Annotated in this window: 9 protein-coding genes; 3 read left to right on the top strand and 6 right to left on the bottom strand. The window is 66.3% G+C overall.

Translation table 11 applies throughout. The features are described 5' to 3' along the window. Positions 1-47: 47 nt before the first annotated feature. The 6 genes from B0E47_RS06300 to B0E47_RS06275 all read right to left on the bottom strand — a co-directional run bounded on the left by B0E47_RS06300 (position 48) and on the right by B0E47_RS06275 (position 10,518). Entirely contained in the window at positions 48-1,901 is a 1,854-nt protein-coding gene (locus B0E47_RS06300; RefSeq protein WP_077513153.1) for a sulfotransferase, read from the bottom strand. Positions 1,902-2,202: 301 nt separating this feature from the next. After that, positions 2,203-5,082, bottom strand: coding sequence for a TonB-dependent receptor (locus B0E47_RS06295; protein ID WP_077513152.1), 2,880 nt, complete (start codon positions 5,080-5,082; stop codon positions 2,203-2,205). Positions 5,083-5,361: 279 nt separating this feature from the next. After that, positions 5,362-6,744: a leucyl aminopeptidase family protein gene (locus B0E47_RS06290; protein WP_077513151.1), complete on the bottom strand. Its 1,383-nt coding sequence runs from the start codon at positions 6,742-6,744 to the stop codon at positions 5,362-5,364. A 68-nt stretch (positions 6,745-6,812) separates the two neighbouring features. Next, complete coding sequence (locus tag B0E47_RS06285) at positions 6,813-7,514, bottom strand: HAD family hydrolase (protein WP_077513150.1); 702 nt, start codon at positions 7,512-7,514, stop codon at positions 6,813-6,815. Positions 7,515-7,527: 13 nt separating this feature from the next. After that, positions 7,528-8,886: a substrate-binding domain-containing protein gene (locus B0E47_RS06280; protein WP_077513149.1), complete on the bottom strand. Its 1,359-nt coding sequence runs from the start codon at positions 8,884-8,886 to the stop codon at positions 7,528-7,530. A gap of 240 nt (positions 8,887-9,126) precedes the next feature. Continuing rightward, on the bottom strand, positions 9,127-10,518 hold the full coding sequence (locus B0E47_RS06275) for a DegQ family serine endoprotease (protein WP_077513148.1): 1,392 nt from the start codon (positions 10,516-10,518) through the stop codon (positions 9,127-9,129). Positions 10,519-10,870: 352 nt separating this feature from the next. On the opposite strand from B0E47_RS06275, the gene B0E47_RS06270 reads away from it, so the two are divergent. The 3 genes from B0E47_RS06270 (at position 10,871) to B0E47_RS06260 (ending at position 14,570) form a co-directional block, all read left to right on the top strand. Next, positions 10,871-13,033 (top strand): adenosylcobalamin-dependent ribonucleoside-diphosphate reductase, encoded by a 2,163-nt coding sequence (locus B0E47_RS06270; RefSeq protein WP_077513147.1) that lies wholly within the window; start codon positions 10,871-10,873, stop codon positions 13,031-13,033. A gap of 62 nt (positions 13,034-13,095) precedes the next feature. After that, positions 13,096-13,689 (top strand): hypothetical protein, encoded by a 594-nt coding sequence (locus B0E47_RS06265; RefSeq protein ID WP_077513146.1) that lies wholly within the window; start codon positions 13,096-13,098, stop codon positions 13,687-13,689. A 98-nt stretch (positions 13,690-13,787) separates the two neighbouring features. Beyond that, positions 13,788-14,570, top strand: coding sequence for an NrdJb (locus tag B0E47_RS06260; protein ID WP_077513145.1), 783 nt, complete (start codon positions 13,788-13,790; stop codon positions 14,568-14,570). Positions 14,571-14,815 lie beyond the last annotated feature (245 nt).

Here is a 14,815-nt window from a genome sequence, read left to right as displayed (position 1 = left end):
GTGGTCCGTTGCCTCGCAGGGACGGCAATGATGATCCGATTCTCGCATCAGTCGACATAGCCGAGGCGCTGCATGATCGGGCGCAAGGTCGGCAGCACCGGCTCGAATACGTCGCGATAGGCATGCCAGCGATTCACCGCCGCGCGGCTGATGCCCTGGGTCACCTGGGCGTAGCTTGGCGTGCTGATGTAACGCTTGCCGCGCGCATGTTCGGAAAACCGCGCCATCGGCGCGGCGTCCTCGACGCCGAGGAATTCGCCGAGTTCGGCCACGCTGTCCTCGAAGCCGCCGACCACCGATTCGTAACGCCATTCCAGCAGGCGCGGCGCGAAAACCTCCATGTGCTGCTGCCACTGCTCGAAGGCCTGCACATAGCCTTCGGCCAGGCGCTGCAGCGACGAGCACATCACCATGAAGGCGGGCGAACGGAACGGCTGCATGTAGCAGCTGAGCAGCACATCGCAGGGATGCCGCAGGCACAGGATGATGCGTGCGCGCGGGAACAGCCGCATGATCATCGGCAGGCACAGCATGTTGAGCGGATTCTTGTCCACCAGCTGGCGCGTGCCCAGGTCCGGCACGACCTGCGCGACCCGGCGGAAATAGATCGCGCGCAGTTGCCCGGCTTCATCTGCGGTGAGCTTGCCCAGGTCGTCGGGGTAGCGCTGGCCGGCCAGTTCCATGCGCTCGGTGAGATCGTGGATGAAGGCGCGCTCGTCCATTGAACGAAAGTCCGGATGGGCATCGAGCATCTGCTCCAGCAGCGTGGTGCCCGAGCGCGGGAAACCGACCACGAAGATCGGCGAGTGCACATCCGCCGCCACGGGCAACGGCGTCCACGACTGGAACATGGCGCGGTCGACCCGCTGCGCCGTCATCGCCAGCGGGGGGCTGTGCGGCTGCATCAACTCGGGCACCACGTCCCGGGCGATCGCCAGTTGCGCGGTGTGTGCGACCTGCAGCGCCTGCAAGGCCTCGGCGTGTCGACCCAGACGATCGCTGGCGGCGGCGAGGCCGAAGGCGGCGGCGGCGCGGTGCTGTTCGTCCAGCTCAAGCATCAGCGCATGGCGGCAATGCGTCGCGGCGCCGGCGTGATCCGCATCGCGCACGGCGATCGCGGCGTGTGCGCTCCAGGCTTCGGCGCGGGTTTCATCGGCGTCCGGCGGCAGCTGTTCGAGCCGGTCCAGCGGCACTTGCTGCAACGCTTCGCGCGCGCGTTCCAGCTGGTTGCTGCGCTCGTACAGCGCCACCCGTTGTGCGGCGATGCGCAGTTGCAGGGCGGCGGCAGCGCTGCCATCGGGCAGCTGCGCGCGCGCAAGACTCTGCAGTGCGCCATCGAGATCGCCTTGCGCCGAGAGCATCGCGGCCAGCAGCAAGGCCTGTTCGCCGGCCTGCGCCGGCCAGTCCGTGGCGCCGGCCAGCATCGCCTGCTGACCATCGTTGTCGCCGCAGACATGGCAGGCATGCGCGGCCTGCAGACGCGCGTCGATGAACGCTGGGGCAAGCCGCACGGCTTCCATCAGCGACTGCCGCGCAAGCACCCAGCACCGTTGCTGGAGCCGCAGCAGGCCGAGGTTGTAATGCACTTCGGCATCGTCCGGCGCCAGCGAGTGGGCCGTCATCAAGGCCTGCTCGGAGCCCGCCAGGTCGCCGCACTGGCGGCAGGCCAGCCCGAGGTTGTTCCAGTAGGCGGAAATCTCCGGCCGCAGCTGTGCCAGCTGCCGGAAGGTAATCGCTGCCTGCGCGTAGCAGCCAGTGCTCTGCCGCGCCACGCCCAGCCACAGCAGGGCCGCTTCGCTGGTCGGCGCGGTCCGTTCGCCGAGGGCGACGACACGCTCCATGTCGCCAGCCTGGTAGGCGGCGATGATCGCGTCTGCAAGGCTGTTGGTGGGCTCTGGCATGCCTGCTTAGTCGAGTGTGCGAGCCACCATTATGCAAGAGGGGCCGCGAAGTATCTCGCGGCCCTCAGGGTTTGTGAAGAAAACCACTTCCTGTGGTTTTCTTCTATCGTGAGTCCGGCACATGTCCGGACTCACTCACGCGAATCAGGCACTTGCGTGCCCGATCCGCGACCGGCCATCGGGCAACTGCTCCTGCGTTGCCTCAACTCGGGCATCCATGCCCTCGCCGTGGCCGGGCTGAGAGGTTGAAAAATCACAACCTCTCAGGTTTGCGGTGGAGCGGTGCGACGTGGTCGGCCGATCAGAACTTCAGCGTGGCCCGGGCCCAGTAGTAGCGGCCCATCGCGTCGTAGGTGGAGACGTCGACGTTGTAGTTGCCGCCGTTCTGGTAGACCAGCGGTGGCGCGTGATCGAACAGGTTGTCCACGCCGATATCGAACGTGGTGTGGATCGACGGCACCTTGTAGCCCAGCTGGATCGAGTGGTAGATCACCGATCCCATCGGTGCATTGGCACCGGTGACGACGTCGGCGTGCAGGTTGGTGGCGTGGTTGATGTAGCGCGACTGCCATTGCGCATTCCAGTTGTCCTTCTGCCAGTTGAGCGTGAGCGTGCCGCGCCAGCGCGAGAGGTTGCCGAACTGGGTCGTGTAGGTGCCGGCGTAGTCGATCGTTTCGCCGCCCGGCAGACCGGGTGCCGAGTTGTTCTTGTAGGTGGCCGTATAGGACGAGGAGAGGGCGGCCCTGAAATTGCCCGGATCGATGCTGCCAAGGTCGAAATGCGGGATCTTGTAGTTCAGGGTGAAGTCGACGCCGCTGGTACTGAGGTTGCCCAGGTTCACGACCGGCGTGTCGATCACGCGTATATTGCCCGGCTGCTTGGTGGTGTTGTCGAGGCGGTGGATGAGCGAGCAGAACGGGCTGCTGTCGTTGGCAAAGCAGGCATTGAGCACGGTCGACGCCTCGATCGGCGTAAGCAGGTCCCGCAGGTAGATATGCCAGAAGTCGACGCTGGTCGACACGCCCTCCATCCAGCTCGGGTTATAGACGAAGCCGAGGTCGATCGACTTGCCCTGTTCCGGCTTGAGCTTTGCACCCACCGTGTTGGCACCCGCGTAGTAGGTGTTGACCTGGAGAGGGCTGTTGCCAGCCCACTGGACCGGCACGTACTGGCAGGCCACGGGGTGCTGGGCGAGCGTGGCTGCGTCGAGATGCGCGCAGGGGTCGGAGGGGCTGGGCTGGACCAGGGTGACGCCGTCATAGAGTTCGTCCAGGTTGGGCGCACGGAATACCTGGGACACGGTGCCGCGCACCAGCAGGTCGGCGATCGGCCGCCATTCGATGGCGATCTTCTTGTTGGTGGTGGTGCCGGTGGTGCTGTAGTCCGACGCGCGGATACCCAGATCGAGGTTCAACGAATACGCGAATGGCTGCTGCGACAGCAACGGAATCAGCGTTTCGGCATAGAGCTCCTTGACGTTGTCGCGACCATGGCCGGGCGAGCCACAGGCTTCCTGCAGCACTTCGCAGCCGCCGGTGTTCAGATTGAGCACCGCGTCCGGAGTCACCGTGTAGTTCATGGTGCGCTGGCGGTACAGGCCGCCGACGGCCAATTGCATGGTGCCGGCCGGCAGTTCCCACAATTCGCCATTCGCGTCCAGCTGGACCTGCTTGGTGGAGTTGGTGAAGACGTACACCGGGTTGTCCACGCCGGCCTTGAGCGCGGCGGTCTGGTTGGCCTGGTCGAAGACGTTGACGCCACTGTTGATCGCGGCCTGGAAGGCCGCAATGTTGACTTCGTTGTAGTCGCGTTGCAGGCGGTTGGCATGGGCGTAGTCGACGGTGGCGGCCCAGCTCCAGCTGCTGTTGCCGAAGGCGCCGCGCAGGCCGGTGTTCACCTGCACGTTCTTGGTGTCATAGGTGTGCAGGCGGGTACCCACGCCGGTCAGGCGGGTATTGAAACCATAGCCACCAAGCGGATCGGTCGGATCGGCGGGATCGGTGCCGAAGGTGACGCCGAACGGGTTGATCGGGTTGTTCTTGGACACATACCAACCGTCGTTGGTGACACCGGCGGCCGTCGGCGATGGCGCGTCCTGGCCGGCCGATTGGGTATGGTTGAAGAAGCCTTCGAAGAAGAACGTCAGGTTGTCCGCCAGCTTGTAGCTGCCGAGCACGAAGGCATCGGTGCGCTGCTGCTTGGTCTGGATATAGTTGAACGCGTTGTAGTTGTAGGCATCCGGACCACCGAGGTCGCAGCGGTAGTCGCTCACGCTCGATCCGTTGCCTGATCCGAGCGTGATGTACTGGGTCGGGCAGGTTCCTGCCGCTTTGGCGGCGATCGACGCGGGCGTCTGGATCTTGCCGGTGGGGATCGTGCTGGAGCCGGCCGGGGAAGCCACGCCGCTGGACAGGTACAACTGGTGCGCGGAGTACTTGCGCTGGGTGGCGAGCACCGGGTCGTACTTGTTGAAGCTGAGGCCGCCGACGATGTTGAAACGGTCGCCATTCATGCCGCCAGTGAGGGTGAAGCCATGGCGCTGGCCGTCACCGTGGCCGGAGATGCCCTCGTTGATGCTGAGTTCGGCGCCCTGGTAGTCCTTGCGCAGCTTGAAGTTGACCACGCCGCCGATGGCGTCGGAGCCATACACGGTGGAGGCGCCCTCGGCCAGCACGTCGACGCTCTCGATCATGCTCTGCGGAATCATGTTGACGTCCGGGTTGGCCATGCGCTGGCCATCGATCAGCACCAGAGTGCGCTCGATGCCCAGGCCGCGCAGCGAGATGCGCGAGGCGCCGCCGCCCGCTTCCAGCGAGGGGCTGGCGATGCCGCCGCCGTTGCTGTTGTTCTGCGGGTTGGTGGCCTTGCCGGAAATGCTGGGGAGTTGCTGCAGCACGTTGCCCATCGTCGGGTTGCCGGCGTTGGTGATCGTGGCGCGATCCACCGTCACTACCGGGCTGGCGGTCTCGGCGTCGACACGCCGGATCAGCGAGCCGGTGACAACCACGGCCTTGAGGGTCTTGGCCTTCTCTGGCGTGGCAGATTGCGCGGAGGTCTGCTGGGCTGCCGGGCTGTCGCCCGCGGTCGAATCCTGCGCATGGATGGCACCGGCTGCCGTGCACAGGCCCACGCCCAGCGCCAGTTGCACGGCCAGCGACAGGTGATTCAAGTGGTATTTCATGTGTGTGCCCCTCCCAAAGTACAGCGGTCTGCGATGCGATTCTTGTGCGCAACGCTGGATGCGGAACCGCATCCTGAAATGCCAGGCGAAGCACCTCCTTGCTCGACCTGGCCGTGGTAAATGCATGCTTCTGCGTCTGGACGTGGCCTCGGGGATGGCTGCCGACCCGGATTGGACTGCCGGATTTACAACGCCGCCGCTGTCCGCCCGCAACGACTGTTACAGAAAATTAACTCCAAGGAAAGGCATCCGTGCGATCGGCATTGCGCATGACCGCCGTCATCGTGGTGGATGACGCTGTTGCAGCAGCGCGAAGATCGCGCGCAACCCCATCGCCTCGCCGCCGCGGGGGCGGCCCGGGCGGTCGGCATCGTTCCAGGCGTAAGTGTCCAGATGCAGCCACGGCATGCCTTCGGGCACGAAGCGCTCCAGGTACAGCGCCGCGGTGATCGCGCCGGCGTGGCGCGACGGGCCGGCGTTGGCGAAATCGGCCAGGTACGAGTCGAGCATGCGCCGGTAGGGCCGCCACAGCGGCATCCGCCACAGCGGGTCGGCCACTGCGGTGCCGGCCTGCAACGCCGCCGCGGCCAGCGCGTCGTCGTTGGCGAACAGTGCCGGCAGATCCGGCCCCAACGCCACGCGGGCGGCCCCGGTGAGGGTGGCGAAATCGATGATCAGGTCGGGCCGCTGCTCGGCGGCGTAGGCCAGCGCGTCGCACAGGATCAGCCGGCCTTCGGCGTCGGTGTTGTCCACCTCCACGCTGAGACCGGCACGGGTGGTGATCACCTCGCCCGGACGCATCGCATTGCCGGCCACCGCGTTCTCCACCGCGGGCACCAGCAAGGTGAGCCGCACCGGCAGCTTCGCCTGCATGATCAGACCGGCCAGGGCGATCGCGTGCGCCGCGCCCCCCATGTCCTTTTTCATCCAGCGCATGCCGTCGCCGCCCTTGAGGTTCAGGCCGCCGGTGTCGAAGCACACGCCCTTGCCGACGATCACCAGCCTGGGATCGTCGCCCGCGCCCCAGCTCAGCTCGATCAGCCGCGGCTCGCGATGGCTGGCGCGACCCACCGCGTGGATGGTCGGGAAGTTCGCCTTGAGCAGCTCGTCGCCGACCCAGTCGCGCACCCTGGCCTTATGCGTCTTGCCCAGCGCCTTGATCGCGGCGCCGAGCTGCTCGGGCCCCATGTCCTCGGTCGGCGTGTTGACCAGGTCGCGTACCTGCCGGGTCGCCTCGACCAAGGGAGCCAGCCGCGCCAGCTCGTCGGCGGCCAAGATCAGTCGCGCCGGGGCACGCGTCGCCGGCCGGTAGCGGGTGAACTGGTAGGCGCCCAGGGCCCAGCCCAGCGCCGCCAGCGAAGGATCGGCCAGCACGCCTTCGCCGGCGAGCTGGTAGTCCGCGTCGGGCAGGTTGCACGGCAACCCGGCCAGCGCCGCCAGCGGGTCTTCCGGATTCACCCCGACCAGCACGCGCGCGAGTTTGCCGGCGGCATCCGGCAGCAGCACGAACGAACCCGGCGTGGCCTCGAAGCCGTTCTCGCCGAGCCAGCGTCGCTGCGTCGCCGTGAGTCGTCGTCGGCTCGCGGCAAGGTGCGCCGCGTCAGTGGTTTCGATGGCAATGCCGTGGCGTTGGCCGGGGCGGCGTTCGATCAGGGCGGACATGCACAATCCTTCGTCAGCAATAGCCCATGATGAGCGCGCCGGCGCGCAAGAACAATCCGCGCAGCGCTTCAGCCGTCGGAAAAACCTGCGTCCAGCCAGTCGGCCAGCGCCGCCATGTCGGGCAGATCGAGTTCGGGCGGTGGCCCCATCCCGGTCGGCCAGGGCCGGCCCTCGTGGTTGATCCAGGCGGTGCGCAGTCCGGCGTCGCGCGCACCGCAGATGTCCATCGCCGGGTCGTCGCCGACGTGCAAGACCTCGGCCGGAGCGACCCCGAGCAGGTCGGCGGCGGCCAGGAAGATGCGCGGGTCGGGCTTGGCCACGCCATGCTCGCGCGCGCACACCTGGTGGCGGAAGTGCTGCCCGATGCCGATGCGCTGCAGGTCGGCATTGCCGTTGGTGAGGCTGGCCAGCGGCCAGCGCGCGGCGATCCGCGTCAGCGCGGCCAGGCTGTCCGGATACAGCTCCACCTGGTTGCGCGCGGCGAAGTAGATTTCCCACAGCGTGTCGATCGGCGCGTCGACGATGCCGCCGTCGGCGAACACGTGGCGAAGGGTGAGCTGGCGCTGCGCGGTGAAGTCATGCGCCAGATCCTCCCGCTCTGCGGCGACGCGGGCGCGCAGCTCGCGCATGGCCGTGATCGGCCACGCGCGAGCTATCTCGGGGTGATGTTGCCGCAGCCATGCGTCGACGGCCTGGTCGGCGCGTTCCAGCGCCGGCAGCACCGGCCACAACGTATCGTCCAGATCCAGCGTGAGCGCGAGGATCGGCACCGCTCCCGGCCGCTTACTGGTTGCTGACGCGCAACACCTGGCCCAGCCGGATCTGGTCGCTCTTCAGATGGTTCCATTCGCGCAACTGGGCCACCTCGACGGCGTGCCGCTTGGCAATCAGGGACAAGGTATCGCCCCTGCTCACGGTATAGGTCTTGCCGCCGGCCTGGGTCGTGGTCTGGCTGGCGTCGGCGCGGACGCCGCGGAACGCCGTGCCGCTGGTCTGCGCGGTGTTGACCGTGGTGGCGCTGCCCCGGGCGTGCCCGAGGCTGCTGACGCTGACGTTCGCCACGCTGCCTTCGACATGGTCCAGCCCGCTCTGCCGCTCCTCGGCCGGCCGGCTGGCATGACCCGTCGTGGTGCGCAATTGCGCCGCCGCCACGGTATTGACTGCCGCCAGCGAGGCCTGCGAGCGTTCGCCGGCGTTGCCCGGGCGGGGGATGTGGTTCACGTGCGCGCCGACTTCGGCGAGGATGGTGCTGCGGCGCGCGTCGTCCATCGCGGCCAGCTGCATGCCGTCCTGGTACGGCAGCACGTCATGCCGACGCAGGGCGGCCTTGGCCGGTTCGGTCTGCAGGAAGTCGATGAAGGCCTGCGCCTGGGCGGCCTTCGGGCCGGCGGGATTGGTCACCAGGTACAGCGGAACGAACAGCGGATAGCTGCCGTTGGCGATGTTGGCGGGGGTGGCGGCGCGACCGTTGATCGGGATCGCCTTCAGCTTGGAGTTGCCGCTGATGCCGGCGAGCATGGCCACGCCCAGGCCGTTCGGGTTCAGCGCGATGCCTTCCTCCAGCTTGCGCGTGTTGACATACAGGCGCGGCGCCGCGACCGGCTGGTTGCCGCGGCCGAACAGCAGGCTGCGCAGGCTGTACTCGATGCCGTCGCCGGGGCTGGCCACCGCATACACGTCGATCGGCGCGTTGCGGCCGCCGACCTCGCTCCAATTGTGGATCTTGCCGTAGTAGATGTCGTGCACCTGCTTCAGCGTGAGGTTGCTGATCGGGTTGGAGGCCTGGGTGATGATCACCAGGCCGTTCCAGGCCACCGGGGTAAAGGTGAGTCGGGCGTTCTGCGGGCTGCCGTCGGAAGGACGCGCGCTGCCAGCGAGGTCGGCCGTGCCGTTGCTTACCGCATCGATGCCGGAGGCGGTGTTGAACGGCTGCAGTTCGACGCGGCCGTGGCCGGCCTTGGTCCAGGCGGCGGACACTTCGCTCATCACCGCATTGGCGGTGGCGTCGTCGCCGCGCCAGACCAGGCTGCTGCTGCCCTGCGCCGGTTTGTTGGCCGCATGCTGGGTTTTGGCCAGCGCGACAGTGGAAAGACAGGCCCCGAACAGAGCGACGGACAGCAGGCGGACAAGACGAACGGACATGATCGTGGGAAACCCCGGCGTGATAAGAACTGATGGCATGAGACGAGCGGATCGCCCGCAGGTGCGGCCGGATGGCAGCCGACCTAGGGTATTTCATCGGCCTGAACACAAAACATCAAGCACTTTCATGCATTTGCGCCATGGCCGCGGCCGGGTTGTGCGCCGGAGCACGGCTGCCGGGCGATCCACGTCCGCTTTTCGCCCGCCACCGGTTCCCGCAATCCGCAGCTGCCGCCGACGTCAGTTGATCAGCACGTAGTGGCTGCCGTCGGCATCGGCCACCACCAGCACCAGCTGGCGCAGGTGCACGCCGGCCAGTCCGCGCAGCATGCGCAGGCTGGTGATGCGCTGGTTGCCCACGCCGATCACCACGTCGCCGCTGCTCAACCCCGCCTGGGCGGCGCGGCTGCCCGGTTGCACGGCGCTGATCGCCGCGCCGTACCAGCCCTGGTCGCGCTGATTCTGGCTCAGCTCGCTGAAACGCACGCCGGCCAGGCGCGGGTCGAGCTGGCCGCCGTCGATGCTGGCCAGTTTCTCCGCGGTGAGGGTGGCGCTGACCTGGCGCGGCTGGCCATCGCGCACGATGCCGATCTGCAGGGTGCTGCCCAGCGGCAGCAGGCCTTCGGTGTTGCGCAGCTGTTGCACGCTCTGCAGCGGCTTGCCGTCCAGCGAGGTCAGCACGTCGCCCGGCTGCAGACCGGCGCGTGCGGCGGCCGAGCCGTCACTGACGCCGGTGACTACCACGCCCTTGTTGCTCTTGAGCTTGAGCGCCTGGGCGATGCGCGGGGTGATCGCCTGCGCCTGCAGGCCCAGGCTGCCGCGCTCCACCTTGCCGTGCGCGATCAGCTGCTTCATCACCTCGGCGGTGAGGTTGCTCGGAATGGCGAAACCGATGCCCACGTTGCCACCCGAGGGCGAGAAGATCATCGTGTTGATGCCGACCAGTTCGCCGCGCAGGTTGACCAGCGGGCCGCCGGAGTTGCCCGGGTTGATCGAGGCGTCGGTCTGGATGAAGTTCTGGTAGCTGGAGTCGCCCAGGCCCGAACGGCCCAGTGCCGAGACGATGCCGGCCGTCACCGTCTGGCCCAGTCCGAACGGTTCGCCCACCGCCACCACGTAGTCGCCCACGCGCAGGGTGGAGGAGTCGGACATCGGCAGCGCGTGCAGGTTGTCGGCGCGGATCTGCACCACCGCCACGTCGGTGGCCGGGTCGGTGCCGATCAGCTTGCCCTTGAAGGTACGCCCGTCCTGCAGGGTCACGCTGATGTCGTCGGCGCCGGCGACCACATGGTTGTTGGTCAGGATGTAGCCCTTGGCCGCATCCACGATCACGCCCGAGCCCAGGCTCTGCTCGACCCGTTCGCGCGGTGTCGCCGGCAGCCCGAAGAACTGGCGCACCATCGGGTCGTCGAAATACGCGTCGCGCACCGGCACCCGCGTGGTGCTGGAGATGTTCACCACCGCCGGGGTCACCCGGGTCAGCATCGGCGCCAGCGACGGCATCGGCTGGCCGTCGACCGCCCCCGGCAGGGTGGCGGCGCGGCTGCCGGCCGGCAACAGGCCGAGGGCGATCACGGCGGCGGCCAGCAGGCCAGTCAGCCAGGACGGCAGGCGGAGGTGGCGAGGCAACATGGGGCTCTCCTTGGGTGGGGTGAAGGCGGCGCTGGTTCGACCGGTCCGCGGCGCGCGGGTTCCATCGGCCGGAGGGCCGCCTGGGGACTTTACTTCCCGGGACGGCGGGGTTAACTTCCCTATCCGAAACCAACCACAACATCTTGTGCTTGAACGCCGGAGTTGAGACTAGCACTGGTGTCAATCACGGCACTCTTGAGGGGGAGTCGTTTGTTGTCGGAAACCCGTGACGGGCGGGCTGCAAGGCCATCCCGGCAACAAGTCACCGCCACGGTTGCAGCGCGAGCGACGTCGTCGCATTCCAATAAAAATCAACGGGGGCCGCAAGGCCACACCGAGAGGTCAGTAACCGATGAGCACAGTGCGTGCGCCAGCCACCCATCCAGCCACAGGTCGTGATGCCGTCGTGGAAATCCCGCTGCAACCCGCGTCCTACGACATCTGGGACAAGAAGTACCGCCTGAAGGCGAAGTCCGGCGAGCCGGTCGACGCCACCATCGACGAGACCTATCAGCGTGTGGCGCGCGCCCTGTCCGACGTGGAGATCAGCGACGAGCTGCGCGGCCACTGGTATGAGCGCTTCCTGTGGGCGCTGCGCCGCGGGGCGATCCCGGCCGGCCGCATCACCTCCAACGCCGGCGCGCTGGCGCACAAGCCGGCCACCAGCACGATCAACTGCACCGTCTCCGGCACCATCCGCGACTCGATGGACGACATCCTGGAGAAGGTGCACGAGGCCGGCCTCACCCTGAAGGCCGGCTGCGGCATCGGCTACGAGTTCTCCACGCTGCGGCCGCGCAACGCCTACGTCTCCGGCGCCGGCGCGTACACCAGCGGCCCGCTGTCGTTCATGGATATCTACGACAAGATGTGCTTCACCGTGTCCTCCGCCGGCGGCCGCCGCGGCGCGCAGATGGGCACGTTCGATATCTCGCATCCGGACGCCAAGGAGTTCATCCGCGCCAAGCGCGAGGACGGCCGCCTGCGTCAGTTCAATCTCAGCCTGCTGATCACCGACGGTTTCATGGACGCGGTCGAGCACGACCAGGACTGGCCGCTGGTGTTCCCGGTGCACGTCAAGGAAAAGGACGAGGTCGACCTCGCCGATCCGGCCCAGGTGGTGTGGCGCGAATGGCCCACCCACGAGAACTACATCGACCGCGCGGACGGCCTGGTCGCCTGCAAGATCTACAGCCACATCCGCGCGCGGCACCTGTGGGACATGATCATGGTGTCCACCTACGACTACGCGGAGCCTGGTTTCATCCTGATTGACAAGGTCAACGAGATGAACAACAACTGGTGGTGCGAGCACATCCGCGCGACCAATCCGTGCGGAGAGCAACCGTTACCGCCGTACGGCTCATGCCTGCTCGGCTCGATCAACCTCACCACCTTCGTGCGCGATGCATTCGGTCCCAAGGCGCGCTTCGACTGGGACGAGTACCGCGAGGTGGTCAAGGTGTTCACCCGCATGCTCGACAACGTGGTGGAGATCAACGGCCTGCCGCTGGAGCAGCAGCGCCACGAGATCATCGGCAAGCGCCGCCATGGCATGGGCTTCCTCGGCCTGGGCTCCACCGTCACCATGCTGAAGATGCGTTACGGCGGCGACGAGGCGGTGGCCTTCACCGAGGACGTCTCGCGCGAGATGGCCGTGGCTGGCTGGGAAGTGGCGCTGGAGCTGGCCAGGGAGAAGGGCGCCGCGCCGGTGTTGCTGCGCGACTACATCGTCACCGGCGACATGCTGCGCAAGCGCCCGGAAATGGCGAAGGACGGCTACAAGGTCGGCGACGCCATCCCCGGCCGCGTGCTGCATGCGAAATACAGTCGCTACATGCAGCGCATCGCCAGCGTGGCGCCGAACCTGGTCGCCGAGCTGGCCGAAACCGGCGCGCGCTTCACCCACCACAGCTCGATCGCGCCCACCGGCACGATCAGCCTGAGCCTGGCCAACAACGCCAGCAACGGCATCGAGCCCAGCTTCGCGCACAGCTACTCGCGCAACGTGATCCGCGAAGGCAAGAAGTCCAAGGAAAAGGTCGAGGTGCTCAGCTTCGAGCTGCTCGCCTACCGCGCCCTGATCAACGCCGACGCCAAGGCGTTCACCGACGAGGCCGCCAACAAGCTGCCGGACTACTTCGTCGCGGCCGACGACATCAGTCCCAAACAGCACGTCGACATCCAGGCCGCCTCGCAGAAGTGGATCGACTCGTCGATCTCCAAGACCGCCAACGTGCCCACCGATTACCCCTACGAAGACTTCAAGGACATCTATTTCTACGCCTACAAGCAGGGACTGAAGGGATGCACCACGTTCCGCTTCAACCCCGCCGCATTCCAGGGTGTGCTGGTCAAGGATTCCGATCTTGAAAACACCCTCTACCGCTTCGAGCTGGAGGACGGTAGTGTTGTCGAACTGAAAGGCAATGAGCAGGTCGAGTACGACGGCGAGATGCACTCCGCCGCCAACCTCTTCGATGCCTTGAAGGAGGGCTATTACGGCAAGTTCTGAGCACGCGTAATCTCCCGAGGGCCACGGCACGTCATGACATTCATCGGAGGGGAACACCAGTTATGTCCATCGACAACGAAGTTGAAGTAGGTAACAGCACAATGGCCGCCGAGGCACCCGCCGTGGTGCTGCCGGTATTGCCCGAGGTGGCGCCGGCCGCCCCGGTTGCCGCTCCGGCGAAGAAGGCGCCGGCACGCAAGAAGGCTGCCGCGAAGAAGGCGGCACCGAAGAAGGCCGCGCCGAAGAAGAAGGCCGCGGCAAAGAAGGCTGCGCCAAAGAAGAAGGCTGCGGCGAAGAAGGCTGCCCCGAAAAAGAAGGCCGCCGCCAAGAAGTCGGCGCCGAAGAAAGCCGTGAAGAAGGCGGCCGCGAAGAAGACCGCGAAAAAGGCGGTGAAGAAGGCCGCGCCGAAGAAGAAGGCGGCCGCGAAGAAGGCGGTGCGCAAGGCCGCGAAGAAAGTGGCGAAGAAGGCGGTGAAGAAAGCCGCCAGGCCCGCAAGGAAGGTCAGCAAGAAGACGGCCGGCAAGAAGGCCGCACCGAAAAAGGCGGCAGCGAAGAAGTCCGCCAGCAAGAAGAAGGCCGTCGCCAAGACGGCCAAGAGGTCCACTGCCAGCAAGAAGGCGGCCGTCAAGAAGAAGGCCGTCAGCAAGAAGAAGTAAGCCGTACCCCATCCGGCCCGGCGTCATGCCGGGCCGGATGTTTTTCACGCAGCATGCCGCATCCACCGCGGCTCACCATAAAAAGAAGAAGTGACCCCATGGCAATCAAGATCGAAAAGAAGATCACCGGCTACAACGTGGTCAAGCCCGAAGACAAGGTTGCCGCCGGCACCGCCAGCGCCACCGCCAAACAGGCCGGTGCCGCGGCGCCCAAGCAAGCCGAAGTAATCCAGATGCACGAGAGTGTCGAGCGGCCGGAAACCCTGGTCGGCTCCACCTTCAAGGTCAAGTCGCCGCTGTTCGAGCACGCGCTGTACGTCACCATCAACGACATCGTGCTCAACGCCGGCACCAAGTACGAACAGCGCCGCCCGTTCGAGATCTTCATCAACTCGAAGAACATGGACCACTTCCAGTGGATCGTGGCGCTCACCCGAATTCTGTCCGCCGTGTTCCGCAAGGGCGGCGACGTCACCTTCATCGTCGAAGAGCTGAAGGCCGTGTTCGACCCGCGCGGCGGCTACTTCAAGGCGGGCGGCGTCTACATGCCGTCGATCGTGGCCGAGATCGGCGCGGTGATCGAACAGCACATGAAGAACATCGGGCTGATCCATGATCCGGAGATGGATGAGGCGACGCGGAAGTTGATTGTGGAGAAGCGCGCTGCCTACGAGGCGGCGGGGGCAAAAAAAAACTCTGACGTAGCCAAATCCCTCTCTCCCGCCGGGGCGGGAGAGGGCCGGGGTGAGGGTGGCGATGCTTCCGAATCCTCGGGCTTCCCGCCCGGTGCCACGCTGTGCCAGAAGTGCAATACGCAGGCGCTGGTGCTGATGGATGGGTGTCAGACGTGTTTGAATTGCGGGTATTCGAAGTGCGGGTGAGTGCATGAGGCCGTTAATCAGGAGCTGAACCAATGTGGGGACACCTAAAAGGCACTAGTTGAGACCCCATAAGTCGCTAGCACGAACCACTTAAGTTGCTAGTGGACAAGTTGAGCACCAAGTGGGGTCCTTTGGGCCCTTTTTCCCGTAATCAGCAGCGATCGCCCAAGACCGGGCTGCCCGGGATGTTGGGGTACTTCAGCGTGATTGCTATCGGTTGTGGGCTGCACTTGAAGTCCCGATGA

The organism is Rhodanobacter sp. B05, assembly GCF_002001085.1.
Classification (GTDB): Bacteria; Pseudomonadota; Gammaproteobacteria; order Xanthomonadales; family Rhodanobacteraceae; genus Rhodanobacter.
This window is presented reverse-complemented; position numbering and strand designations above follow the sequence as displayed.